This is a genomic window from Actinokineospora baliensis (assembly GCF_016907695.1).
GTDB classification, from domain to species: Bacteria; Actinomycetota; Actinomycetes; order Mycobacteriales; family Pseudonocardiaceae; genus Actinokineospora; species Actinokineospora baliensis.
This window is the reverse complement of record NZ_JAFBCK010000001.1, coordinates 5,297,099-5,321,633: the sequence shown is the minus strand read 5'-3', so window position 1 is coordinate 5,321,633 and position 24,535 is coordinate 5,297,099. Positions and strand designations below refer to the sequence as shown.

The 24,535-nt window shown below is 70.1% G+C and carries 23 protein-coding genes and 1 pseudogene; 12 read left to right on the top strand and 12 right to left on the bottom strand.

What is annotated here, in order from left to right; translation table 11 throughout:
- Positions 1–49: 49 nt before the first annotated feature.
- The 4 genes from JOD54_RS24170 to JOD54_RS24155 all read right to left on the bottom strand — a co-directional run bounded on the left by JOD54_RS24170 (position 50) and on the right by JOD54_RS24155 (position 2,193).
- A complete protein-coding gene (locus JOD54_RS24170) occupies positions 50–250 on the bottom strand; it encodes a DUF5703 family protein (RefSeq protein WP_204453409.1) in 201 nt (66 codons plus the stop codon).
- Complete coding sequence (locus JOD54_RS24165) at positions 247–1,248, bottom strand: YncE family protein (RefSeq protein WP_204453407.1); 1,002 nt, start codon at positions 1,246–1,248, stop codon at positions 247–249. The genes JOD54_RS24170 and JOD54_RS24165 overlap by 4 nt, the downstream gene beginning before the upstream one ends.
- A gap of 97 nt (positions 1,249–1,345) precedes the next feature.
- Positions 1,346–1,756, bottom strand: coding sequence for a winged helix DNA-binding protein (locus JOD54_RS24160; protein ID WP_204453405.1), 411 nt, complete (start codon positions 1,754–1,756; stop codon positions 1,346–1,348).
- A complete protein-coding gene (locus JOD54_RS24155; protein ID WP_204453403.1) occupies positions 1,753–2,193 on the bottom strand; it encodes a MarR family winged helix-turn-helix transcriptional regulator in 441 nt (146 codons plus the stop codon). The genes JOD54_RS24160 and JOD54_RS24155 overlap by 4 nt, the downstream gene beginning before the upstream one ends.
- A 177-nt stretch (positions 2,194–2,370) precedes the next feature.
- On the opposite strand from JOD54_RS24155, the gene JOD54_RS24150 reads away from it, so the two are divergent.
- Positions 2,371–2,832, top strand: coding sequence for a hypothetical protein (locus JOD54_RS24150; protein ID WP_204453401.1), 462 nt, complete (start codon positions 2,371–2,373; stop codon positions 2,830–2,832).
- Here the strand turns inward: JOD54_RS24150 and JOD54_RS24145 are convergent.
- Positions 2,789–3,760 carry an aldo/keto reductase gene (locus JOD54_RS24145; protein WP_204453400.1) on the bottom strand — a complete coding sequence of 324 codons (972 nt, stop codon included), beginning with the start codon at positions 3,758–3,760 and terminating at the stop codon, positions 2,789–2,791. The two genes, JOD54_RS24150 and JOD54_RS24145, sit on opposite strands and share 44 nt — an antisense overlap.
- An 85-nt stretch (positions 3,761–3,845) precedes the next feature.
- Here JOD54_RS24145 and JOD54_RS24140 point away from each other — a divergent pair, with 85 nt between their 5' ends.
- From JOD54_RS24140 to JOD54_RS24130, 3 genes are read left to right on the top strand one after another with little or no spacing between them, the layout of a single operon-like run.
- Positions 3,846–4,895 (top strand): LLM class F420-dependent oxidoreductase, encoded by a 1,050-nt coding sequence (locus tag JOD54_RS24140; RefSeq protein ID WP_204453398.1) that lies wholly within the window; start codon positions 3,846–3,848, stop codon positions 4,893–4,895.
- Complete coding sequence (locus tag JOD54_RS24135; RefSeq protein WP_204453395.1) at positions 4,892–5,719, top strand: undecaprenyl-diphosphate phosphatase; 828 nt, start codon at positions 4,892–4,894, stop codon at positions 5,717–5,719. The genes JOD54_RS24140 and JOD54_RS24135 overlap by 4 nt, the downstream gene beginning before the upstream one ends.
- 25 nt (positions 5,720–5,744) lie before the next feature.
- Entirely contained in the window at positions 5,745–6,440 is a 696-nt protein-coding gene (locus tag JOD54_RS24130; RefSeq protein WP_204453393.1) for a histidine phosphatase family protein, read from the top strand.
- On the opposite strand, the gene JOD54_RS24125 is transcribed toward JOD54_RS24130, so the two are convergent.
- Entirely contained in the window at positions 6,437–6,853 is a 417-nt protein-coding gene (locus JOD54_RS24125; protein WP_204453391.1) for an SSI family serine proteinase inhibitor, read from the bottom strand. The genes JOD54_RS24130 and JOD54_RS24125 overlap by 4 nt on opposite strands.
- Before the next feature lie 121 nt (positions 6,854–6,974).
- On the opposite strand from JOD54_RS24125, the gene JOD54_RS24120 reads away from it, so the two are divergent.
- Positions 6,975–7,601, top strand: a complete 627-nt coding sequence (locus JOD54_RS24120) for a LysR substrate-binding domain-containing protein (RefSeq protein WP_204453389.1) — start codon at positions 6,975–6,977, stop codon at positions 7,599–7,601.
- Positions 7,602–7,604: 3 nt separating this feature from the next.
- On the opposite strand, the gene JOD54_RS24115 is transcribed toward JOD54_RS24120, so the two are convergent.
- The 3 genes from JOD54_RS24115 to JOD54_RS24105 are packed head-to-tail and all read right to left on the bottom strand — an operon-like array spanning position 7,605 to position 12,193.
- Complete coding sequence (locus JOD54_RS24115) at positions 7,605–8,258, bottom strand: hypothetical protein (RefSeq protein ID WP_204453387.1); 654 nt, start codon at positions 8,256–8,258, stop codon at positions 7,605–7,607.
- On the bottom strand, positions 8,255–9,085 hold the full coding sequence (locus JOD54_RS24110) for an ATP-binding cassette domain-containing protein (protein ID WP_204453385.1): 831 nt from the start codon (positions 9,083–9,085) through the stop codon (positions 8,255–8,257). The genes JOD54_RS24115 and JOD54_RS24110 overlap by 4 nt, the downstream gene beginning before the upstream one ends.
- Before the next feature lie 9 nt (positions 9,086–9,094).
- The gene (locus tag JOD54_RS24105; protein ID WP_204453383.1) at positions 9,095–12,193 is read right to left on the bottom strand and encodes a GH92 family glycosyl hydrolase; all 3,099 of its coding nucleotides are present in this window, start codon (positions 12,191–12,193) and stop codon (positions 9,095–9,097) included.
- A gap of 137 nt (positions 12,194–12,330) precedes the next feature.
- Here JOD54_RS24105 and JOD54_RS24100 point away from each other — a divergent pair, with 137 nt between their 5' ends.
- Together JOD54_RS24100 and JOD54_RS24095 are read left to right on the top strand one after the other, a co-directional pair.
- Positions 12,331–12,840, top strand: a complete 510-nt coding sequence (locus tag JOD54_RS24100; protein ID WP_204453381.1) for a hypothetical protein — start codon at positions 12,331–12,333, stop codon at positions 12,838–12,840.
- 1,529 nt (positions 12,841–14,369) lie between these two features.
- Positions 14,370–14,795: a S8/S53 family peptidase gene (locus tag JOD54_RS24095; protein WP_204453379.1), complete on the top strand. Its 426-nt coding sequence runs from the start codon at positions 14,370–14,372 to the stop codon at positions 14,793–14,795.
- Here the strand turns inward: JOD54_RS24095 and JOD54_RS24090 are convergent.
- Positions 14,792–16,093, bottom strand: coding sequence for a M20/M25/M40 family metallo-hydrolase (locus JOD54_RS24090; protein ID WP_204453377.1), 1,302 nt, complete (start codon positions 16,091–16,093; stop codon positions 14,792–14,794). The genes JOD54_RS24095 and JOD54_RS24090 overlap by 4 nt on opposite strands.
- A gap of 191 nt (positions 16,094–16,284) precedes the next feature.
- Here JOD54_RS24090 and mptB point away from each other — a divergent pair, with 191 nt between their 5' ends.
- From mptB to JOD54_RS24070, 4 genes and pseudogenes are all read left to right on the top strand, one after another.
- Positions 16,285–17,886: a polyprenol phosphomannose-dependent alpha 1,6 mannosyltransferase MptB gene (gene mptB, locus JOD54_RS24085; protein ID WP_204453375.1), complete on the top strand. Its 1,602-nt coding sequence runs from the start codon at positions 16,285–16,287 to the stop codon at positions 17,884–17,886.
- A 41-nt stretch (positions 17,887–17,927) separates the two neighbouring features.
- On the top strand, positions 17,928–18,998 hold the full coding sequence (locus JOD54_RS24080) for a glycosyltransferase family 9 protein (protein ID WP_204453372.1): 1,071 nt from the start codon (positions 17,928–17,930) through the stop codon (positions 18,996–18,998).
- 103 nt (positions 18,999–19,101) lie between these two features.
- The gene (locus tag JOD54_RS24075; RefSeq protein ID WP_204453370.1) at positions 19,102–19,788 is read left to right on the top strand and encodes an MBL fold metallo-hydrolase; all 687 of its coding nucleotides are present in this window, start codon (positions 19,102–19,104) and stop codon (positions 19,786–19,788) included.
- A pseudogene (locus JOD54_RS24070) lies at positions 19,745–21,013 on the top strand (sugar efflux transporter); the annotation flags it as partial. The gene JOD54_RS24075 and the pseudogene JOD54_RS24070, both read left to right, overlap by 44 nt.
- A 15-nt stretch (positions 21,014–21,028) precedes the next feature.
- Here the strand turns inward: JOD54_RS24070 and JOD54_RS24065 are convergent.
- Together JOD54_RS24065 and JOD54_RS24060 are read right to left on the bottom strand one after the other, a co-directional pair.
- Entirely contained in the window at positions 21,029–21,946 is a 918-nt protein-coding gene (locus JOD54_RS24065) for a S66 peptidase family protein (protein WP_307860243.1), read from the bottom strand.
- Positions 21,943–23,853 carry a S9 family peptidase gene (locus JOD54_RS24060; RefSeq protein ID WP_204453366.1) on the bottom strand — a complete coding sequence of 637 codons (1,911 nt, stop codon included), beginning with the start codon at positions 23,851–23,853 and terminating at the stop codon, positions 21,943–21,945. Before JOD54_RS24060 ends, JOD54_RS24065 begins: the two co-directional genes overlap by 4 nt.
- A 112-nt stretch (positions 23,854–23,965) precedes the next feature.
- Between JOD54_RS24060 and JOD54_RS24055 the strand changes: the two genes are divergently transcribed.
- Positions 23,966–24,532, top strand: coding sequence for a DUF3090 domain-containing protein (locus JOD54_RS24055; protein ID WP_204453364.1), 567 nt, complete (start codon positions 23,966–23,968; stop codon positions 24,530–24,532).
- Positions 24,533–24,535 lie beyond the last annotated feature (3 nt).

Here is a 24,535-nt window from a genome sequence, read left to right as displayed (position 1 = left end):
GGCGGGGGTACACGGAGGCTGGCTGGCGGTGCCGCGTTGGCCGTCCGGCTCAGATCGCGACCCTGGGTACACCAGCTCGGCGGATCTTGCGGCGGAGGAGGACTTTGCGGGTGCCGTCGGCGTAGAGGCGGACTCGGGAGAGTTCCCAGCCGTTGAACTCGGCCTGGATGGCGAGTTGGGTGGCCGCGGTGAGGCGGGAGACGCCGGGGGGTAGGCGGAGGGGGAGGTATTCCCAGTCGTCTTCTGTCATGGTTGTACCACCTGGATACCTCCTCCGTTGGCGGACGCGACGACCACGCGTCCGGTCGCTGGATCGACCGTGACCGAGTTGGGTTGAGCCACCGTGGGGAAACGGTGTCGTTCGACGGGCTCCTCGCCGCCGACCTGGTAGGCGACGACCTCGTTGGTCTCGGTGAGGGTCACCCACGCCAGGTCGCGCTTGGTGTCGTAGGCGATGCCGTAGGGGGAACCGGGGACGGGGTAGCGCTGGCGCATCAGCAGGGGGTTGATCGAGAAGGCCAGCAGGGCGCCGCCGCGGGTGTCGGTGACCAGGACGCGGCCCCAGCGGTCGGTGACGCCGTTGGTGGAGCCCTGGCCCGCGCGCAGGCCCTCGCCGACGGTGCCCTGGGTGACGTTGAGCTGGAAGACGGCGTTACGCAGGCGGTCGAGGACGACGGCGTCCTGGCCGGTGCTGAACACCTGGTCGGCGCTGAGCAGGCTGCCGGTGATGACCCGCCGCACCTGGCCGTCGCCCAGGACGGTGACCTGCTTGCGGTCGCGGACGGCGACGAGGGTGTCGCCCTGGTAGTCGGCCGCGGCTGCGGGGGAGCCGTCCACGGGGGACTCGGCCAGGGTGCCGCCGGGCAGCGCGACGCGGACGACCTTGCCCGGCACCGTCACCAGCAGCGCGCCGTCACCGGCGGTGGTCAGCGAGTCGGCGGTGCCGGGCAGGGTGAGCGAGCGCGGGGCCTTGTCGAGCGCGTCGAGGTCGTAGAGGCGCAGGTCGGTGCCCGCGGCGACGGCCAGGGTGCGGGTCGACTGGTCGGTGGCCACGGCGGTGACCTGCGCGGACAGCGGCAGGACGGTGCCGGGCGGGGTGGCGCCTGCCGCGGGGGAGACGGCGGGGGTGGCGGCCACCGGGTTGTCGGTGACCATCAGCTCGTCCCTAGGCTGGTCACCCGATGAGCAGCCCGCGACGAACGCGGCGCACAGGGTTGTGGAAGCGACCAGGACGACCAGGCGGGGCAAGCAGACCTCCGGACGGTGGGGACAAGGCGTTCCCACCAGCATCCCGCAACGAGGACACGAAGGCCACGTCCGGTGGGGTGTGTCCGCCCACCGGACCTCAGGCGGCCAGTTCCGCCTCCGCGCGGGCTGTTACCAGGGCCAGTACGCGCCCGGCGGTGTCCTTCTCGTCCGCGTTCAGGTCGCCATAGAGGCGCGCAGCGATGGAGTCGACACCGTCGCTGATGTGCTGGAACCGGGCGCGGCCCTGTTCGGTCAAGGTCGCGCCGGGGGTTGTTAGGCCCTCTTCGGCCAGCCCGGTCACGGTTAGCGCTGCGTCGGCTCGGTCGACCTTAAGGCGCGTCGCGAGCCGGTCGGTGAGTTCGTCTTCGGGGATGTCGGTGTCGGAGAGCAGGACCAGGGCGACCCAGGTTGGGAAGTCCGTGTTGGCCTCTTGGAGTAAGCGGTCTAGCAGGGCCCGGGTGGCTCGACCCGCCTGGCCGATGACAAGTCCGTTGAACGGGTGGCTCATGTGTCCTCCAGCAATGTGCGTAGTGCGTCGATGAGGGCTTGGGTGCGTGCGCTGTCGACTCCGCCTAGTGGCGCGGTGAACTCATCCTGGAGCGCCCGCACGGCCGTAGTGGCCCGTGCGGCGACCTCGCTGCCGTGATCGGTGAGTGACAGCAGCATCGCCCGGCTATCAGCCGGGTCTGGGGTTCGTGTCAGCAGACCGGCCTGCTCCAGGGAGCGGACCAGCTTGGACACGTAGAGCGGCTCAAGGCCGGTGAAGTCGGCCAGTTGCCGTTGGCTCGGTCGGGTGCCTGCCCGCTGCAGGGTCGACAGCGGCGCGAGGACCGAGTACTGGGCGTGGGTCACGCCGAAGGGCGTCACGGCCCTGTCGATCGCCGCCCGCCAGCGGGTCGACAGCCGCCAGACCAGGCCGGACACCGGGGTGCTCGTCTCGCTCACGCCAGCTACAGTACATGGATACTATCGCCATGGACAGCGTTCGCTGCACTACGAAACAAGCAGGTCATGTTCACCGGATTCGGCAACTTGTTACCCCGGGCGAGTGATGTCGAAACCAACTTGTAACACCCGGTGTGGGTCGGCCGACGGAGCAGGCACGAGTGCAGGGAGGCAGCAATGGCGATCGACCCCACTCACCTGCCGATATTCGGCGATGTCGAGCCCAACGACCCGCCCGCGCCGGTCCGCGCGGCGAGCGTCCTGCTGCTGCTCAACGTCGCCCTGACCGCCGCGCACCTGGCCGTCGTCACCGCCAGCACCGACCACGACGTGTCCCTGGCGCTGCTGCCGATCTGCCTGGCCGTCGCCTTCGCGCTGTGCATCCGCGGCGGCCGCGACTGGGCCCGGGTCGCCTCGTTGCTGGTCGCCGGTCTCGCCCTGTTGCTCATGCTGGGCGTCGCGGACGGTGTCCTGGGTGTGACCGCGCTGGTCTTGTCGACGCTGATCGTCCTGGCCGCCGGACACCTGATGTACCGATCGGACGTGCGCGACTACTTCGGACTCGTCGACGACGAAACCGAAGACGACTACGGCCCTAGTGCAGACGCCGCTCCGGGTACCCGAACTCCACCGCGCTGACGTCGTCGAGCGCCGACCGGATCGCCGCGGGCAGCGTCAACTCCTCCGCGACCAGCGACCCCTTCAACTGGGTCGTGTCGCGAGCCCCCACCACCGGTGCCACAACACCCGGACGGTCCCGCACCCAGGCCAACGCCACGGCCAACGGCGACGTGCCCAGCCCGTCCGCCGCGGTCGCCACCGCCTGCACGATCCGCCCGGCCCGTTCCGTGCGATGTCTCTCCACGTACCGCGCGAACACCGGCGACGCGCCCCGGGAGTCCGCGGGCGTGCTCGTGCGGTATTTGCCGGTCAGCACACCACGCCCCAGCGGCGCCCACGGCAGCACGCCCAGCCCGTGGTGCAGGCACGCCGGGACGACCTCCCGCTCCACCCCGCGCTCGAGCAGCGAGTACTCCACTTGCGTGCTCACCAATGGCAGACCCGTCGACGCCTGGCGGGACGCCGCGGTCGCGGTCTGCCAGCCGGAGTAGTTCGACACCCCCGCGTACCGGACCTTGCCCGCCCGTACCGCGCTGTCGACCGCCGCGAGGGTCTCCTCCAGCGGCACCGCCTCGTCCCACGCGTGCAACTGCCACAGGTCCACGTGATCGGTGCGCAGCCGCCGGAGCGACCCCTCCAGCGCCGTCAGCAGCGCACCCCTCGACGCGCCCCCGCCGAACGGCCCGTCGTGCCGCCGCGCGACCGCCTTGGTCGCCAGGACCACCCGCTCGCGCGGCACCAGATCACCCAGCAACGACCCCAGCAGCCGCTCGGCCTCCCCGTCGGCGTAGATGTCCGCGGTGTCGACCAGGGTGCCGCCCGCCTCGGTGAACGCGGCCAACTGGGCCGCCGCCTCGTCGGCGTCGGTGTCCCCGCCCCAGGTCAGCGTGCCCAGGCCCAACCGGGAAACCCGCAGCCCGCTGCGCCCGAGGTGTCGTTGCTCCACGATCACCGAGCCTAGGCCGCCACCCCGCTCGCGCCACCGGAGGCCCACTGGCCAACCGGCCTTACCGGTGAGTAACCTGCCGAACATGCGACTCGGACTGAACATGGGCTACTGGGGTGCGGGCAACGACGCGGCCAACCTGGAGTTGGCGCGCGAGGCCGACCGGCTGGGCTACTCGGTGGCCTGGGTCGCCGAGGCCTACGGTTCCGACGCCCCCAGCGTGCTGGCCTGGGTCGCCGCGCAGACCACCCAGATCGACGTCGGCAGCGCCATCCTGCAGATCCCGGCCCGCCGCCCCACCATGGCCGCGATGACCGCCGCGACCCTCGACACCCTCTCCGGCGGCCGCTTCCGCCTCGGCCTCGGCGTGTCCGGTCCGCAGGTCTCCGAGGGCTGGTACGGGGTCAAGTTCGACAAGCCTCTAGGCCGCACGCGCGAGTACGTCGACATCGTCCGCACCGCACTACGCCGTGAACGCGTCGACTACCAGGGCAAGCACTTCGTCCAACCGCTGCCCGACGGCCCCGGCAAGGCTCTTAAGCTCACGGTCCACCCGGTCCGCGAGCACATCCCGATCTACCTGGCCTCTATCGGCCCCAAGAACCTCGAGCTCACAGGCGAGATCGCCGACGGCTGGCTCGCCATCTTCTATTCGCCCGAACACGGTCGCGAGTCGCTCGACCTGATCGCCAAGGGCCGCGAGAAGGCGGGTAAGACCCTCGAAGGCTTCGATGTAGTCCCCACCAGCCCCCTAGTGGTCGATGACGACTGGCGTAAGGCCGCAGACACCGTCCGCCCCTACGCCGCCCTCTATGTAGGGGGCATGGGCAGTCGCGAGCAGAACTTCTACAACAACCTCGCCTGCCGCATGGGCTACGAAGCCGAAGCCGCCGAGTGCCAGGACCGCTACCTCGCCAAGGACTACGCGGGCGCCGCGGCGGCCGTACCGCTGGGCTTCCTCGACTCGACCTCGCTGCTCGGCCCCAAGGAGCGCATCGCGGACAAGATGCGCGAACTGGCCGAGTCGGGGGTCACCACCCTCACCGTTTCGCCGATCCTGCAAGATCTGGAGCGCAGCAAGGCGGCCCTGCGGGTCGCCGTGGAAGCTCTGGATCTCGCGGGAGTCGGCAGTTGACCTGGTTGCAAGCAATCGTCCTCGGCATCGTCCAGGGCCTGACCGAGTTCCTCCCGATCTCCTCGTCGGCGCACATCCGGATCGTCTCCGAGCTGTGGTTCGGCGGGGACGCGGGCGCCTCGTTCACCGCGGTCATCCAGCTCGGCACCGAGACCGCGGTGATCATCTACTTCGCCAAGGACATCTGGCGGCTGCTGCGCGCCTGGTTCGTCGGCCTGTTCTCCGCCGCCGGGCGGACCGACCCGGACTACAAGCTGGCCTGGTACGTGATCATCGGTTCGGCGCCGATCGCCATCCTGGGCGTGGTGTTCAAGGACGCCATCCGCTCCGGCCTGCGCAACCTGTGGATCACCGCCATCGTGCTGATGGTGTTCGCGGTGTTCCTGGCCATCGCCGACGAGGTGGGCAAGCAGGCCCGCGACAAGCTGACCATGCGCGACAGCATCGTGATGGGCTTCGCCCAGGCCATGGCCCTGGTCCCCGGCGTCTCCCGTTCGGGTGGGACGCTCACCGCGGGCATGTTCCTCGGCCTCAAGCGCGAAGCGGCCACCCGGTACTCGTTCCTGCTGGCCATCCCGTCGGTGTTCGGCGCGGGCATCTTCAGCATCCCCGACGTCCTCGACCGGGGTGGACCAGGCGTTCAAGCCAGCGTGCCCCAGACGATCGTGGCCACAGTGGTGTCCTTCGCGGTCGGCTACGCCTGCGTCGCCTGGCTGCTGCGCTACGTGTCCAAGAACAACTTCATGGTGTTCGTCTGGTACCGGATCGCCGTCGGCGCGCTCTTGTGTGGACTGCTGGTGACCGGGGTCGTCACACCCACGTGATCGCGACCGCTTAGGCTGTTCGGCCGTGGCAACACTCGTCCTCCTCCGCCATGCCCGTTCCACCGCCAACGGCTCCGGTGTGCTCGCGGGCCGCAGCGAGGGAGTCACCCTCGACCCGACCGGCCAACGGCAAGCCGCCGACCTGGTCGACCGGCTCGCCGAGGTGACCCTGCACGACATCGTGCGCTCCCCGCTGCCGCGCTGCGAGCAGACCGTCTCCGCCCTGGCCGCCGCGCGCGACCTCGACCCCGTCGTCGACGACGCGTTCCTCGAGGTCGACTACGGCTCGTGGACCGGCAAGGCCATCAAGGACCTGCTCGGCGAACCGCTGTGGAAGGTCGTGCAACAGCACCCGTCCGCCGCGGTGTTCCCCGACGGCGAGGGCTTGGCCGACGTCCAGGCGCGGGCGGTGAAGGCGGTGCGTGCGCACGACGCGCGGATCACCGCCAAGTACGGCGACCGCGCGGTGTGGCTGCTGTGCAGCCACGGCGACGTCATCAAGTCCATCCTGTCCGACGCGCTGGGCCAGCACCTGGACACGTTCCAGCGCATCGTGGTGGACCCCGCGTCGGTCAGCGTCATCCGCTACACCGAGACCCGCCCGTTCGTGCTGCGCATGAACGACGCGGGCAAGGAGTTCGCCGGGGTGGTGCCGCCGGAGCCCAAACCGGAGGAGAACACCGGCGACGCCACCGTGGGCGGTTCGACCGGACAGGCCTAGAAGCCGAAGACGTCGTTACTGCTCACAATCGCGACGCACTGGTTCGAGTACTCGCGCGAGAAGTAGACGTAGTCGCCGTACCACTCGCCCTTGACCGTGACGACGACCGGGTCGTAGTTGTACGGGCACGGCCTAGAGGTGTCCTGAAGCGCGTCGAAGTCGGCGTTGACGGCCTTAAGGGCGTCGCACGCGGCCTGTGGGTCCGCGTGCGTGCTGCCGTCTGTCGGGTCGCAGTTGAGGATGGCCGCCTTCGTCTGGCCATCACTGAGCCACTGCGTCGTCAGCGTTAGCGCCGCGCCTGGATCAGCGACAGCGGCTCGCGGTTCCTCGGGCGCGCCCGCCGCCGTCGCCGCGGCGGTGCCACCTCCCAGTGCAAGGCTGGCCAGGGCTATGCCTGCGAGCACGGTACGCATGGAGGGTTACTCCTCGGGTTCGGTTGTGTTCGTACCGTTACTGCGTACCCGGATGATGTTGTTCGCGCCCGGACCTGCCCGGGGAACCACCCGATCGTGCGGCCGGGTATAGGCCCGGCCGATGGCCTCGCGCGATTGTCGGTGCCCCGCGGCGTCGCGAGACCTGGCCGACGCCCTGGCCCGGGCGCACCTCGACATCGCCATCATCGCGATGTCCGATGACCACGAGATCACCCTCGCCAAGCACCTCGCGCACCGCGTGCTGCTGCCGTGGGTGCCGGTCTTCGTCGCCGAGGCCGCCGACCACCCGCTGGCCACTGGTGCGGAGATCGCGCTGACCGACCTCGCCGACGAGGACTGGATCGGGCCGCCCGGCCCGGAGGACGGGTCTCTCGCGTCCCTGCGCGCGGCCGCCGCCCGCGCGGGCTTCACGCCCCGCGTCCGCTACACGTTCCCGCTCGGCGGTGGGCGTCAGCTGATCGCTGCCGGGCGCGCGGTGCAACTGGTCGAGCCGACCGCGCCGGAGACTCCCGGTGTTGTCATCCGGCCGCTCGAGGACGCCCCGGTGCGTATGCGGATCGTGCTCGCCTGGCACCGGAAACGAGCGGGCTGGGACCAGGTCGACGCGGTCTACCAGGAAACGACGAACGCCTACCTCCGGCACGCCGCCGAATCACCCGCCTTCAGCCAGTGGCTGCGCTCGCACGACGACGTCCCGTTGCCCACGGCCCTGGGCGCGTTCTCCTGAGGCTCAGTCTCGTCGAACCGACACGACGTGGGTGATGACCGCGGCCAACGCCAGGACCGCCAAGCCGATCGGCAGCAAGCCTGCTGCGAGCGGTAGCGCGTCGGCCGCGTGGTTGGTGTTGGCCATTCGCTTGAAGAGGGTGTTGGGTGGGGAGCCTGTGGTCAGCAACGCGGTGGTCACGAGTGCGAGGGCCACCAGGAGCGCGTAGCCCTGCCGTCGGAAGACCAGGCGGGAGCAGACCATGCCGATCGCTATGCCGATGGATCCGCAGAGCAGGTGGGCCAAGGCGCCAGCCGGGAGGTCGGCGGCCGACACCGGTCTCGGTTGGAGCAGGAGGGGCATGCCGAGGCCGATGATGGTCAGGCCCAGAGCGATGAGCGCACTCACGAGCACCGTCGCGGCCAGGACTCGGATTGAGCTGCGGGCGGCCACCACGGTGATCGCGCGGTGCACGGGGTCCTCGACGCTGATTACGGCGATGGTCAGCCAGGTGACGCAGACCAGTGAGATGCCGGCGTTGAGCGCGTAGACGCCGGGTAGTGGGCCGGAGTCGCTGCCGGATGAGATTCCTACACCCGCGCAGAACAGCAGGACCGGAGCTAGGTAGCGCTGCGCATGCACGGTGGTGGCCAGGGAGTAGCGGATAAGAGCGATCATGACGCCGCCTTCTCCGGGGTGAGGCTGTCGATGGACCAGCCGTGGCGTAGTGCGACGGTCAGGAGGGCGTCGGAGTGGGTGCGGTCTACGCGGACGAACAGCTGCCCTTGGTGGGTGACAGCGGTGACTACGCCATCGAGGTCCTCCCAGCCGGGGTCCTCGGCCTCTGAGTCCGGCCGCGAGAGGGCCACTTCGACGATCGCGCGCTCCGGGGCGGTCGCTGCGGCGATCCTGCCGTCGTGGATGCGATGGATCCGGGTCGCGTTGGCTCTCGTCACGGACTCTCTATGGTCGGTGAACACTACGGCCCCGCCCGCCGCCGCGACCTCGGCGATGATGGTGGCCAACACGCCATGTGCGTCGACGTCCAGACCCGACCACGGCTCGTCTAGGACTAAGAGGCCCGGCTGCACCATCAGCGCCTGCGCCAACGCCACCTTCTGCGCGTTGCCCTTAGACAGCGTCCGCAGCTGCGAGTCGAACCCGCCCTGTAGGTCCAGCCGCTCGAGCAGCTCCTCGGCTCGCTCAGAGGCGGCCGCGCCGGTCATCCCGCGGATCCGACCCAGGTGCCCTAGATACGCCAACGCCGACAGCCGCTCGTTCGGCGGGAACCGCTCAGGGACATAACCGACCACGTCCGGGCGGCCCGTCACCTGCCCGAGCGTCGGCCGCGACACCCCGACCATGAGCCGCAGCAGCGTCGACTTACCCGAACCGTTGCCACCCACGACCGCCACGACAGCCCCGGGTTCGACCGTCAGGTCCACCTCGCGCAGCACCCAGTTGCCACCGCCGTAGCGCTTGCTCACTGCCTCCACGCCCAGCATGCGGCCACCTCAGCTCGTGCCGGGGTCCTCCTCGTGGTCGGCCAGCAGCTGGATCTGGGCGAGTCGGGTAGGACCGTCGAGAACGAGACGGTAATGCCGGTGGTGTTCGGGTGTTGTGACCTGGAAGGGGCGAGTCTGCAGCCGCCACCGGAAAACCTGCTCGACCTGCCGGTCCAGGTCGCGCCATTCCCGGCCGTCCTGCGACCCCTGCAGCACCCATCCTGTCGGGTCCGGGCCGCTCGACGCCGAGGTCAGCGTGTAGAGCACGACCCTGCCCGCCGCGGCGACCGTCACCGGCGCGTCCACAGTGGTCTCCGTACGGGCCGTATCGTCGAACAGCGGGCCTGGCATGCCCGCAGTGAGGTCCCGGAGTGGGATACCGGTCCCCAGCGACTCAGGAAGCCGCTCAGCGCCCCACAGCGACGGGGTCGGCCCCATCGTGAACTCCAACCGCGCCCCGGCCGCAATGACGTCGTGCTCGATCCAGGCGTGGTCGTGCGGCTCGCCATTGACCAGCAGCTTCTGCACGTAGACGTTGTCGTGGCTATTGCCTTGCGCGATCACCTCCAGGTCTCCGCCATCGAGGTGCACTACGGCGCGACTGAACAAGGGGGAGCCGATCGCATAGTGGGGCGATCCGACGCGCAGCGGATAGAGGCCCAGCGCGCTGAAGAGGTACCAGGCGGACATCTCGCCGTTGTCCTCGTCGCCGCAGTAGCCCTGGCCGATCTCGCTGCCCTGGTAGAGCCGGGCCAAGACGTCCCGCACGATCTCCTGCGTGCGCCAAGGGCGGCCGAGTTGCGTGTAGAGGTACGGGATGTGGTGGGCGGGCTGATTGCTGTGCCCGTACTGCCCCAGCCGCACGTCTCTTGCCTCAGTCATCTCATGGATCGCGCGGCCGTAAGAGCCCGGGAACGCCGCCGTCTCCGGTGTCGCGAAGTACTCGTCTAGCAGGTCTGCCAACGCGGCGGGCCCGCCGTGCAGTGCGGCCAGGCCGATCGGGTCGTGGGGGACGGCGAACGCGGCGGTCCACCCGTTGGTCTCCGTGTAGTCGTAGCCCCACACCCGGGGGTCGTACTTGCCCGCGGGCCATCGCCACGTCTTGTCGCGGCCTTGGAAGAACCCCACGGCGGGGTCGAAGTGGTGCACGTAGTGGCGAGCGCGGTCGAGGAAGTACGCGTGGTTGGCGGCGTCTCCGAGCGCCTTTGCCATGTTCGCGATGCCGAAGTCGTTCACGCAGCCTTCTAGTGCCCACGACATACCCTCGTTGACGCCTATAGGCGTGTAGTGCAGGAACTGTGACCGATCGAGCCCCTTACGCCCGACGCTCTCATCCGGCGCGACAACAGTGGCGTTGCGCAGCGCAGCGTCGTAGGCCTCTTGGAGCCCCGGCACGCCTTTAAGGTGGGCATCGGCGAAGGCCACGTCGGAGCTGGTGCCGGTCATCAGGTTCGCGTAGCCGGGGGAGGACCACCGCGACACCCAGCCACCATCGCGGTACTGCTGCACGAAACCGTCCACGAGCTCACGACACCGGGCTGGGTCGAGCAGTGCGTAGGCGGGCCAACAGGTGCGATAGGTGTCCCAGAAGCCGTTGTTGACGTAGACCTTCCCGTCCTTCACCGAAGGCGGGGTCACTGGGCTCGCATAGCGCGGGCCGGACTCGGTTGGTTCGAACCCGGAGTTGGGGTAGAGGAACAACCGGTACAGGCACGAGTAGAGGGTCGTGAGCTGGTCATCGGTGGCGCCCTCGACCTCGATCCGGTCGGTGATCGCCGCCCACCGCGCCTTGGCGTCGTCGCGGACCTCGTCGAAGTCGCGCTCGTCGAGGTTGCGGCGCGCCTGCTCGGGGCTGATCAGCGAGGTCGCGACCCGCATGGTCACCTGCCGGGTGCCCTCGGCGAACCGCAGCAGCATCGTCCGCTGCCGCGCCAGCCCGCGCCACCGGTGATCGGCGCGCGCGATCGGCTGGTCGACTCGGGCGTGGATGTACATGCGGCCCGCGCCCACTGATAGTCCACTACGGACATCTGTGTAGCCGGTGATGGTGTCGCCCTCTACGTCGACCCTGCCGCCTAGGCCGACGTTGTCCAGCACTAGGTGCGCCGGACCCGGTGGGTACGAGAACCGCAGCACAGCAGCGTGATCAGCGGGTGCTACCTCTGCTCGCACGCCATGGTCGAAGTCGATGGCGTAGTGGTACGGGTGTGCGTGCTCGCGGGTGTGGTCAAAGGTCAGGGCGCGCGCCCGCCTGCCGACAGAGGTACCGGTCGTAGGCATGAAGTGGAACGTGTGGCGGTCACCCATCCACGGGCTCGGCATGTGGCTTAGGCCGATGGCCTGCAGCGCGGGCCGGTTCGTCGCCGTGTTGCCCCGGTGGTACTCGTATGACCAGTTCGTCACGGCCGCGTTCGTCACCGGGATCCAGAAGTTGAACCCGTGTGGGACGGCTGTCGCGGGGATGGTGTTGCCGCGCGAGAACGAGCCGGTGGAATGCGTGCCTCTAGTGGTGACGATCCGCTCAACCGGGCTGGTCTCTCTCGCGCGGGCGGGGCCTATAGCGAGGTCATCGATCCAACCGCCGAACGACGCCGGCCCCTGCGGGATGTCGACGGCGAGCAGCACTCGGGCGATGGTCTTGTTCTTGGCGCGGTCGAGGCTGATCGCGCGGTGGTTCCACTGGTCGGGGAACAGCGCGTTGGACTCGCCCTGCGCCCGCGCGGTGATCGGGTAGCCGAGCTGGTCGACGGCGCCGAGCTCGGACAACCGCGTGCCGTCGGTGAACACCAGATCGAGGGAGACGTACGTGGCCAGGTAATGCTGGTCGAAGTCGGGAAACACCACATAGGACAGTTCGTCGCCCTCGGTGACCTCCTGGTCGGACCAGAACAGCCGGTTCACCGCTTCACCGGGTGACGGCGCCTCTCCTTCGTAACGCAGCGCGCGCAAGCCGGTGAAGCCGACACCCGGCTTGGCGGCGGGGGCCGTGGTGGGTCCCGGGCCGACCCGGGTGCGCAGGACGACGGCGGCGGTGGCACCGAGTTCGGCGGTATCGGTCCAGGTGGGGACCGGATCGGCCGCTTCGAACGAGGTGCGGAACCCGTGCATGCCGGACACGGTACGCCCGGGAGCGGCAACCGAAGTGATCTTCTGCCCGGATGGCCGATCGTGACGGTGGTCATTTCCCCCGAATCGCCGAGGATCACCCCAGTAGGGTCCGCGGCAGGGCGAGGGAGGAGGACCTGGTGCCACCGGGAGTCGGGGAGCTGTTCATCGCGGAGGTCGACCAGGACGCCTGGCGCCGCCCGCTCGTGCCGTGGCTGGTCGGTGCTGGCGTGCTGGTGGTCGCGGGAGTTGGGTTGCTGCTGGTCGGTTGGATCGGGCTGGTGGTCTTGGCTGTGGGCGTGGCGGTGGCCGCGGTGAAACTCGGCGGGTACGCGGCTCGGCACAAGCGCCGCTCCAGCCCCCTGATGATCGACCTCACCGGCGTGCGGCTGCCCACCGGCCAAGGTCCGGCTTTCCTGCCCTGGGACACGCTCCGCTCGGTGGGCGTGGACGGCCCAACCCTCCGCTTCCGCCTCCGCCTCAGCGTCACCCCCACCACCCCCGGCGTCACCGGCCTCCACCGCCGAGACGCCTGGCCCATAGCCTCCGGCCCCGGCCTCCCGCTGGACACCCGCCTCTTCACCCGAACCCGCGACGACATCGTGGCGGCACTTCGCGCCTACTCCCGGGACTCCTTGCGGATCGATTGACGGCTAGAGGGCAGGGAGCAGCCCCGCTATGCGCGGGGACGATCACGTCGCGTCCTACACCGGGCTGCCGCCGCAGGGAGCAGCCCCGCTTGCGCGGGGAGGACACGGACCGGACGGTCACGCTGACGTAGTCGGCCGGAACATCCCCGCGTGCGCGTGGAGGACGTCACCCGCAGGCGTGTCCCCGGCAGGGTGGCGGGAACAGCCCCGCTTGCGCGGGGAGGACCGCTGGGTCAGGCCCAACGCATACCGCCAGCGCGGAACAGCCCTGCTTACGCGGGGAGGACGTCAACTGCAGACCGGCGATCCACTCCGCGTCCGGAACAGCCCCGCTTGCGCGGGGAGGACCGCGAGGGTGGCGGGCTGGTGATGTGGACCGGGGGAACAGCCCCGCTTGTGCGGGGAAGGCGCGTGTCGCCAAGCCCCGTTCCTTCCGGAGGCGGGAACAGCCCCGCTTGCGCGGGGAAGACAGCGCGCTGGCGATCGTGCTGGAGGGGCGCGGGGGAACAGCCCCGCTTGCGCGGGGAAGACGGGCAGACATTTGCATGGGGTCTGTGCAATGCGGTAACAGCCCCGCTTGCGCGGGGAGGACACAGCGGCTAGCGCGCGCAGGATGGGGCACTCGGGAACAGCCCCGCTTGCGCGGGGAGGACCGCATGGGCAAGGACTGGCAGAGGCTGGCAAACGGAACAGCCCCGCTTGCGCGGGGAGGACCGGCGGACCACCGTGGTGGCCAGTGGCCACCCGGGAACAGCCCCGCTTGCGCGGGGAGGACCACCAGGAGTGGCTGGCCTCGGCGGCGGGCAAGGGAACAGCCCCGCTTGCGCGGGGAGGACTCCACCTGCACCCGCACGCCAGTCCTGATTCCGGGAACAGCCCCGCTTGCGCGGGGAGGACGTCATCCTGCCTTGAAACGTTGTCCGTAGTGGAGGAACAGCCCCGCTTGCGCGGGGAGGACATCGCCAGCGACGCGGGCGACCAGCTCGACCTGGGAACAGCCCCGCTTGCGCGGGGAGGACACTTCGTGAACTGGGGGTTTGTGGGTCTGGGCGGCGGTTTTCGTTCACTTATGGAGTGGGTGGCCGGTGCCTGAGGTGGGTCGTGCTGGGTGGCACGGGGGGAGTTTAGGGGCGGAGGGTGACCACGAGGGTGGTTACCGCTCGTGTGGGGGATGATCACTCAGATGGCTTGCACGTGAATCTGCACGGGCGGACTACAGTCGGCGGTCGGATGTCACTCGATCGTGCACTGGCGGGGGTGGTTCGACCGTGCTGTACGGGGACCTGCGGCGACGTTCTCCCTTACTCGGTCTGGTTCGGTTGAACCGGGTGGTGCGGTGGGGGCAGGGGGCTGAGCCGGTCGAGGTGGTTTCTGCTGAGGCTGATGCGCCGTTCCTGTGCGGGGTTGGGGGGCCTTCGGGGCTGTCGATCAATCCGTTGTCGCCGGTGTTGACTCGGCCGTTGGGGGTGGGGCGGCGGCCGGAGGAGTTGGCCGAAGTTCTGCGGGGGGTTACGGCGAGGATTGCGTTGGTGAGTCTGGCTGTGGGGGAGGGGGACGGGCAGTCGCTGGGGGCGGCGTTGGATGACATGGCGGGGCGGGGTGTCTTGGTCGTTGCGGCGGGGGATACGAGGGTGGCTGATCACCCGTGGTCGATTCCGGTGCTGTCCTGCACGCCGTCCGGGCGGCCTAGTTGGTTCGTGGATGCCGATCCCGAGGCGCGGGGGTTGTTCGCGCCGGGGGAGGAGGTTCCTGGGCCGCAGGGGGCGACGACGGGGAACGGGGTTGCTGCTGCGGTCGTGGCGGCCACCGCGGCGCTGTTATGGACGATGTTTCCTTGCGCGACCGCGGCGCAGTTGCGCTCCGCGTTGCTGATCGGGACCACAACCCGCCGCGGCGGGCCGCCGCTCTTAGATGCTGAGAGAGCCCACGAGCAGCTCGCGCATTACGCCACCTAACGCGACAAGAACCCGTCGAGTACCTCTACGCCGAAGCGCAGACCCTCCACCGGCACGCGCTCATCCACCCCGTGCGCCATGGACCGGTAGTCGAACCCCTCCGGCAACATCAGCGGCGCGAATCCGTAGCACTCGATGCCGAGCTTGCTGAACGCCTTCGCGTCCGTCCCGCCGCCCATGCAGTACGGCACCACGACCGCCGACGGGTCGTTCGCGCGGATCGCGTCCGCCATCGCGTCGAACCAGGGGGAGTCGATGGCCGACTGCACCGGTGGCTGGTTCGCGATGAACTCCCGGCGGATCCCCGGCCCGAGCAGGTTGTCGATGTCGGACAACATCCACTCCTCGGTGCCCGGCAGCACCCGGGTGTCCACCTGCGCCTGAGCCACCCCTGGCACCACGTTGACCTTGTAGCCCGCCGACAACACCGTGGGTCGCGTGCTGTTGCGGACCGTGTTCTCGACGAGCTTCACCGCGGGCCCGAACCGAGCGATGGTCCCATCCACATCGTCCCAATCGACCGGGACGTCCAGGGTGGCTGCGGTCTGCTCGATGAACGCGCGAACGGCCGGGGTCAGCACCACGGGCCACTGGTGGGCGGAGAGCCTGTGCAGCGCGTCAACCAGCTTCACCACGGCGTTGTCGTCGTTGCGGCGGGACCCGTGTCCGGCCTTGCCCGTCGCGGTCAGCAGCAGGTGGGCCGTGCCGCGCTCGGCGGTGCCCACGGGGTACAGGTGGGCCAGGGTGCCGTCGGCGCGCCGGACCGGGACCGTGTAGCCGCCGGACTCGCCGATCGCGGCGACGCAGCCCTCGAACAGCTCCGGGTGGTCCTTGACCAGCCAGTGCGCCCCGTAGCAGCCGGTGTCCTCCTCGTCGGCCACGAACGCGAACACGATGTCGCGCAGCGGCGCCCGCCCCTGCTCGGCCCACCGCGCCAGCACGGTCAGCACCGAGGCGCACATGTCCTTCATGTCCACCGCGCCCCGGCCCCAGACGAAACCGTCGCGAATCTCACCCCCGAACGGATCCACCGACCACTCGTCGGGGTCGGCGGGCACGACGTCCAGGTGCATCTGCACCAGCAGCGCGGGCAGGTCCGGGCGCTGCCCCGACACCCGCGCCACCACGTTCGTCCGGCGGGCAGCGCGCTCGAGCAGCACCGGCTTGAGCCCCGCGTCGGTGAGCAGGTCGGCGACCAGTTCGGCCAGGTCACGCTCGCCGCGGCCCTGTCCGTGCCCCCGGTTGGTGGTGTCGAAGCGGATCATCCGCGCGCACAGCCGCTCCACTGGTTCGATCATCGGTCGGCCTCCTCGCTCGGTGGGTCCCCGGGGCCACCCTGGTCACATCCGCCCCAGGTTCGCAACGCGAACACCGAGGACTCGTGAGCCGAACGGCGGCAACCTGGTGTGACCATCCGCACGCCGCTCGTGCCGCCACAACGACCATCGCCCGGATATGTCGACCGCCACCTGTGTAATCTCTTCTCCCGATGGCCACCAGCACAGAACCGTCCCCACACGTGGAAAACCCCTTGGGCGCTGAGAACGCGGATACCGCCAAAACCCTGCCCGACCAGGGCGCGACCGTCACCGACGGCCGCGACGACCAGGTCGACCGGCGGCCGAACCCGCTGCCCGTGCGCACGATCGCGCTCGGCACCGCGGGCAGCCTGCTGATCCTGCTCAGCGCGTTCGGCGCGGCCGGGGTGCTCATCAGCGACCCCGTGCTCGGGCACGGGCCGCTGTCGTGGATCCGCTACGGCCACGGCCGCATGCTGGCCACCGGCACCCTCTACGTCGGCTTCGCCCTGGTCGTGTGGGCGTGGGTGCGGCTGGGCAGGCACGTGCTGGCCGGCCGGGTCGGGTCCCGCCCTGTGCTGATCGCGGCGGCCGCCTGGATGGGGCCGCTGCTGGTCTCCCCGCCGGTGTTCACCCGCGACGTCTTCTCCTACATCGCGCAGGGCGCGCTGCCGCTCTACGGGCAGGACCCGTACGCGGTCGGGCCGATCGTGCTCGGGCTGCAGGAGGTCGTGCAGAACGTCCACCCGTTCTGGCAGACCACCCCGGCGCCGTACGGGCCGATGTTCATCCTGCTCGCCAAGGGCGTCGCCTGGGTCACCGGCACGAACATGATCCTCGGCGTCATCCTGATGCGCTTCGTGCTGCTCGCGGGCCTGTTCATGCTGCTGTGGGCGCTGCCCGGCCTGGTCCGCCACCTCGGCGGGCACCTGCCGACGACGCTGTGGCTGGCCGTCGCGGGTCCGATGACCGTGGTGCACCTGGTCGGCGGACCGCACAACGACCTGCTCATGGTCGGGTTCCTCGCCGCGGGCACGCTGTGCGTCCTGGACCGCAAGCACGTGCTCGGCATCGCCCTGGTCACCCTGGGCGCCGCCGTGAAGGCCACCGCCGCGCTGGCGCTGCCGTTCCTGGTGTGGGTGTGGGCCGGGCACCTGAAGTCGACCTTCTGGAAGAACTTCACCCGCGCCGTGGCCGCCGCCGTCGCCACGACGGCGGTCGTGTTCACCGCGACGACGCTGCTGGCCGGGGTGAACCTGGGCTGGTTCAAGGCGCTGCAGGCGCCGACGATGATCGTGAACTGGCTGTCGATCCCGACCGCGGTCGGCGAGGTCGTGCACTCGATCGCCAACATCTTCTTCGACGCGAACAAGAGTTGGTTCGTCAACACCACCCGGGTTCTGGGCGGCCTGCTGTTCTTCGCCATCGCGATCCGGCAGTGGTGGCTGGCCCGCACCGGCGGCGCCGACGCGGTGCGCCGGATGGCGCTGGTCCTGTTCGCCGTCGCAGTGCTCTCGCCCGCGACCCTGCCGTGGTACCTGACCTGGGGTTTCGTCATCGCCGCCGCTCTGCCCTGGCAGCGCAGGCAGCTGGCCATCCTGGTCGGCGCCGCGGTGTTCCTGGTGCTGACGTACTCGCCCGCCGGTGAGGACCTGCTCTACAACTGGCCGTTCATCGCCGCCGCGCTCGCCGTCTCGGTGCTCGCCGGGGTCTCCCTGGTCCGCCACGACCCGCTGCGGCTGTTCAACGACCGCCACGAACTGGTCACCGTCGAGGCCCCCGCCCGGGTCTGAATCCGGTTGCACCCTGGCCCACCTGAGGCCAGGGTGTCCCGGTGCGACTTCTGGTCAACTTCGTCTACTGCCACCCGGTCGGCCACGTCGTGGAGGCGCTGCACTACGCGCACGGCTACCACGTCGCGAACCCCGACGCGCGGATCTCGGTGGCGTTGAACGCGGCCTCCCCGGTGGAGCTCGCCTCGCTGTGCCCGTTCGTGGACGAGGTCTACCCGGTGCCGGTGGACGTGTTCGACGGGGACGCCACCTTCGACTTCTCAGCGATCCCCGCGGACTTCGACTACTACCTCAACGACGTGCGCGGCTTCTTGCCCGACCAACGCGAGGTCTTTCCGGGCTTGGCGGCGTACTACGACGCCTCGAAGCTCCACTTCACCGGCGAGTTCGGGATCGCGGGCCACAAAGGCCCCTCTTACGCGCCCGACGAGCACCTAAGGCTCTCGCTCAGCCCACTGCCACGCGGCAGCGCACCACGGATCGCCATCCTCCCCGGAGGTAGTGCCGACCGCTCGCTCTACCCGTCGGTGCGGTCGTGGGAGGCCATAGCCGGCGCGCTCGTAGACCGGTTCCCGGACGCCGAGTTCCTCGTGGTCGGCAAACTCGCCGCGGACGGACGCACAGCCACGACCTATAGCGCTGACGAGCTCCAACGCATCCAGGACGCGTTGCCCCGGGTCACCTCGGTCGTCGACGCGCCGATCATCGACCAACTCCGCGCCGTCGCCGCCTGCGATGTGCTGATCTCGCCGCACTCCGGGTTCGGCATGGCGGCTCTCGCGGCGGGGACGCCCTGGCTGACGATCGCGGGCAACAAGTGGCCCGAGTACTTCTTCAACGGCGTCCCGTTCTACTCCGTGCTGCCCGACGTCACCCGGTTCCCCTGCTACACGATGATGGGCCCGGACCCCGAGCCGGTGGACGACGACGGACCCCGCTCACCCAGCATGAGCTACCAGCGGATCACCGAGGACCTCCCCGAGATCGTGGAAGCAGCGGGCTTGCTCGTCGAGCGGCGACTGCCGTACCCACAGGCCTTCGCCGACCATCTCAAGAGGATGTCCGTTGTGGGTGGTGTGTCGTGGTCGATCGACAGCGTGCACCTGCGGTGATCTTCGTCTGCAAGGTGCAGAGTGCATTCGCGCTCGGCGAAACCCGCCTGCTCTAAGCGAACTAGGTGCCTATAGGACCGGGAACGGCCCTAGCGTCGATCACATGCGGATCTCCGAGCGGTTGACGATGTTGTCCTTCCCGGTTGGACAGGGCTACCTGTGGCGCGACGGTGAGTCGCTGACTCTCATCGACACGGGCACAGCCGGGTCTGGCGCGCAGATCGCCGCGTCCATCGCCGAGCTGGGGCTCGATCCCGCGGCGGTCGAGCGAATCGTCATCACCCACGGGCACAACGACCACTTCGGTGCCGCCGCGGAAGTTCGGGGATGGCATGGCGCCCCGGTGTTGGCGCACCGCGCCGACGCCGACATCGTGCGCGGCTCGGCCATGCCCGGGATTCCGGTGTTGGCCGGCTGGGAACGCGAGATCTTCGAGGAAGTGGTGCCGACCGTGCCCGCGGCTCCACCCTGCCCAGTGGACGTTGAGCTGCTTGGGGGAGAGGTGCTCGACTTCGGCGGCGGGGCGCACATCGTGCCGGTGCCCGGCCACACCGACGGCAGCGTCGCGGTGTTCCTGCCCGCCCACGGTGTCCTGTTCACCGGCGACACCATCGCCTACGCCAACGACCAGGTCATCCTCGGTGTGTTCAACACCGATCCGGCGCTGGCGGCGGCGTCGATGCGGGTTCAGGCGGACCTCGGTGCCGACACGGTGTGCTTCGGACACGGCGCGCCGGTGGTGACCGGTGGGGCGTCCGCTCTGCGGGCGGCGGTGTCCCGTTTGGAGTGACTGTGGCGGAGAACGCTCCCAAAAGGGGTCGCGTCCGGCCCCACCCGCTGGTCAAGATGAGGTGGTGACTGGTGTGGCTTCACCCTCCGCCCCTGTCCGAACCCCTTCGCTGCTGCCCCTCGCGACCACTACGGCCTCGGTCGGGGTCGCTTCCGCGTTGGCTGTGCCGTTCCTACCGCTGTTCCTCACCGAAGAGATCACCGCCGACCCGTTCGCGTTGGGCGGATTCCTGCTGGCAGGCCCGATAGCCAGCGTCTTAGTGAGCAGCTTGCTGGGGCGGCTCTCCGACGCCCGTGCGATCCGAAGACCTCTTATGGTCGGCGCGGGCTTGGCCGGTGCGCTCGGCTATGGCCTCTATACCGTCACCCACGACTACTGGGTCTTGCTCGTCCTGTCGGTCACCGTCGTCGCGGCGAGCGCGTCGCTGATGTCCCAGGTGTTCGCCTACGCAGGACTCGTCCTCGAGCGGTCCGGCTCCACCAGGGCGCCTCTGATCATCAGCACCCTGCGCATGCTCGTGTCGGTGTCCTGGGTCGCGGGCCCACCACTGGCCGCCCTGCTGGTCTCAACCACCGGCTTCACCGGCCTGTTCGCTGTGGTCGCCATCTGCTACGCCGTGGTCGCCATCGTCACCACCCGCCTGCCAGAACCCGGGGCTGACCACCGCGTGGGCCACGCCGAACGCGCCGCACCGAGCACCAAGCGCCGACTGCTGTTCGCCGTGCCCGCGTTCGTGCTGATCCAGGCCGCCGGTGCGCTGGGGATCATGACGTTGCCGCTGTTCGTCGCCGCGGACCTAGGGGGAGGGGCGGCCGACGCGGGGCTGGTGATGGGGTTGTGCGCAGCCCTGGAGATCCCGCTGATGCTCGGGTTCGGCGCGCTGGCGGTGCGCATGAGCCAACACCGGCTTGTGCTGATCGGCATGGCCTTCGCGGTCGCCTACCACGCCGTTGTCGCGGCCACGACCCAGATCTGGCAGGTCGCGGCCGCGCAGGTCCTCAACGCCGTAGTGATCGCGGCCGTCATGGGTGTGGGGATCTCGTACTTCCAGTCCCTCGACCCGAGCAGACCCGGTGCCGTCACCGCCCTCTTCGGCAACACCACCGTCGCGGGCACGATGATCGCAGGCCCCCTCTTAGGCCTCGCGCAGCAGTTGGGCTACCGCAACGCCTACCTGATGTGCCTCTCTATGGCCGGACTGGGCCTACTGCTCCTCGCACTGGCCAAGCCCCCGAAGCGCTCAGCTCAGAGCGGACTCGCAGATGGTGAGCGTCCCGTCGTCGGCGTCGAGAATCGCCTCGACCCCGAGGGGGATGGTGAGCTGACCGGGGCAATGCCCGAACCCCAACTCCCACACCATCGGCAACCCGAGGCCACCGAGTAGGTCCTCGGTGACGGTGTAGATCTCTTCGAGCGACCCGCACCCGACCCACGACCCCAACGCGATCCCGGACACCCCGGTGAACCACCCGGCGCGCAGCAGCTGGGTCAGCATCCGGTCGATCCGGTACGGCGCCTCGTTGACGTCCTCCAGCAGCAGGATCGCGCCGTCCGGCGGCGGGTGGTGGTCGGCCACCCCCAACCCGGCGGTGATCAGCGACAGGTTCCCGCCCACGGTGATCCCGCGCGCCACCCCGTGCCCGGCGGTCGCCGTCGACGGGCCGATGAGCCGCTTCACGCTCTCCGGGTAGAACAGCGTGTCCTGCAGGTGCCGACGCGCGTCGGTGTCGAACAGGGTGCCCGCGATCATCGGCGTGAACAGGGTGGCCAGGCCCAGCCGGGTCCCGATCGCGTCGTGCAGGCAGGTCGCGTCGCTGGACCCGGCGAAGATCTTCGGACCCGCCTTGGCCAGCTCCGACCAGTCGAGCAGGTCGAGCACCCGCTGACCGCCGTAGCCGCCGCGCGCGCAGATGACCGCCTCGACCTCCGGGTCGCACCAGGCCCGCTCGAAGTCGGCGGCCCGGCACGAGTCGCTGCCCGCCAGGTAGGGCAGCTTCGGGTGCCGGTCCAGCACGTGCTCGCCGACCTTCACCGTCAGGTCCCACGACTCGAGCACCGCGATGCCCTCGGCCAGCAGCGCCGCGTCCACCGGACCGGACGGGGCGACCACGGCCACGGTGGACCCGCGCCGCAGCCTGGGTGGTCGAGCGCGCCTCACCGGTGCAGCTCCACCGGTGGCGCGTCGGTCTCGAACCCGAACACCTGGCCGTAGAACGACAGCTCCGCCTCGTGCGCGGCGATGATGGTCGCCGCGGCCCGGAACCCGTGCTGCTCGCCCTCGAAGGTCAGGTACGCGTGCGGGATCCCGGTCCCGTCCAGCGCCGCCACGAACCGGTTCGCCTGCTCCGGCGGGCACACCCGGTCCCCGAGTCCCTGCAGCAGCAGCACCGGACCCGACAACCGGTCGATGTGGTTGATGGGGGAGCGCTCCGCGTAGAGGTCTCGGTGCTCGGGCAGCGGCCCGACCAGGCTCTCCAGGTAGTGCGACTCGAAGTCGTGGCTCTCGGCGCCGCCGTCGGCCCACGGCGAGAGGTCCAACATCGGGTAGCTCAAGGTCGCGCACCGGAACAGGTCGAGAGTCGTCATCGCCGCCGCCGCGGTCCACCCACCGGCACTACCGCCCCGGATACCCACCCGGTCGGGGTCGACCAGGCCCTCCTTGATCAACGCGGTGGCCACCGTCGCGCAGTCGCGCACGTCCGCCACGCCCCACTGCCCGTTGAGCAGCTCCCGGAAGTGCCTGCCGTGCCCGGTCGAGCCCGCGTAGTCGACCGTGACCACGGCGAAACCCCGGCTCGTGAAGTACGCGATGTCCACCTCGAGCGCGGGCACGCAATGCGCCGTCGGGCCGCTGTGCGGGTACACCAGCAGCGGCGGCGTCTCCCCGGGCGGACCGGCGAAGTCCGGGTTGGTCGGCGGGTAGAGGTACGCCGGGACGCGGTACCCGTCCGGCGAGTCGAACACCCGGGCCTGCGGCACCGGCAGGTACTCCAGCGCGGGCAGCGGCGCGGGGGAGTCGAGCTCGGTCAGCTCACCGGTCGACAGGTCCAGCCGCACCGGGGTCCAGTCGGCCCGGGGACCCGCCGCCGAAGCGACCACGACCCCGTCGGTGCCCGCGTCCAGGTTCGACCAGGCCGACAGGTCCGACTCGACCTCGGTCACGGTGCCGGAGCGCTCGTCGAGGACGGCCAGGCGGTTGGTCCGCAGCACCGCGAACCGGCCCTGGCCCAGCTGCGCGAACCACCGGTAGCCGAGCTGCCACAGCGGCCCACCCAGCTCGTGCTCGCCCGCCGCCAGGTTCACCACCGAGCCGTCCAGGCCGATCCGGTGCAGGTTCCACCAGCCGTCGGGGTCGGTCATCGCCAGCAGCGAGTCCGGCGCCTCCCACTCGACCTGGCAGACCGCCTCCCGCGGCCCACCCGCCACGACCCGGTGCGGCCCCAGCACGCCGTCAGCGGTGATCGCGGCGACGCACAGCTCGGTGCCGTCCCACGGCATGTTCGGGTGTTCCCAGCCCAACCACGCGGCGTGGCGCCCGTCCGGGCTCGGCCGCGGCGACGACATGAAGTGGTGGGTGCGTCCCAGCACCCGCGCCTCGCCGCCGTCCAACGGCAGGGCCACCAGCTCGCGGTGGTCCGAGGCGTCCTCGCGCACGCACCACACCTCGGTGCCGTCCGGCCCGGCGACCAGGTCGGTGTACCGCCAACCCTGCGGCGTCGGCGGCTCGGCCGAGATCGGCCTCGGGTCGGTGCCCTCGCGGTCGGTCAGGTACACCCGCTGGTCGTCCCAGTTGGTGAACACGACGTGCGCGCCCAGCACGAGGTAGGGCGTGCCGCCGTACTCGTGCACCCGGTTGCGCACGTTCCACGGCGCCGCCAACACCCTGCTGACCCGCTCGCCGTCGTGCCGGAACAGCGCTGACCTGCCGCCTTCCAGCGGCTGGCCCTCCGTCCAGAACACCTCGTCGCCGACCCGGCGCACCCAGGACGGCGCACTGCCCGCCCTGGCCACGTCGGCCGCGCCGAGCGGGGACACCCACGTACCGTATGGAGCGATCTTCACCACAGGCAGGACCCTACAGACCCCGCTGTGGTGGCCCGATACGGTGGACCGGTGCGGGGACAGCGGCGGGTACGGCCTGCTCGCCGCCGTGTTGTCCCATAAGGTCGGAGGTGCCATGGCCCGTGTCATCCACGTCTTCCGTCAGCCCGACCGCTTCGTAGCGGGTACCGTCGGGCAACCCGGCGACCGCACGTTCTACCTGCAGGCCGTCGAGAGCGCCCGCACCGTGAGCGTGACCATCGAGAAGCAGCAGGTCGCGGTGCTCGCCGAGCGCATCGGCTCGCTGCTCGAAGAGGTCCACCGCCGCTTCGGCGCCGAGGTCCCCGACGGGGTCCCCGACACCGACCTGGACTCCGAGCCGCTGCAGGTTCCGGTCGAGGAGGAGTTCCGGGTCGGCACCATGGGCCTGGGCTGGGACGCCGAGACCCGCGCGGTGGTGATCGAGCTGCTGGCCGCGACCGAGGGCGAGGTCGACGAGTCGGTGGTGCTCGACGACACCGAGGAGGGGCCGGACGCGGTGCGGGTGTTCCTCAGCCCGACCGAGGCCCGCGCCTTCGCCGACCGGGCCGACCGGGTGGTCAACGCCGGGCGCAAGCCGTGCCCGCTGTGCGGGGAGCCGCTGGACCCCCTCGGTCACGTGTGCCCCCGGCAGAACGGGTACCGCCGCAGCGACGAGGACTGAGGC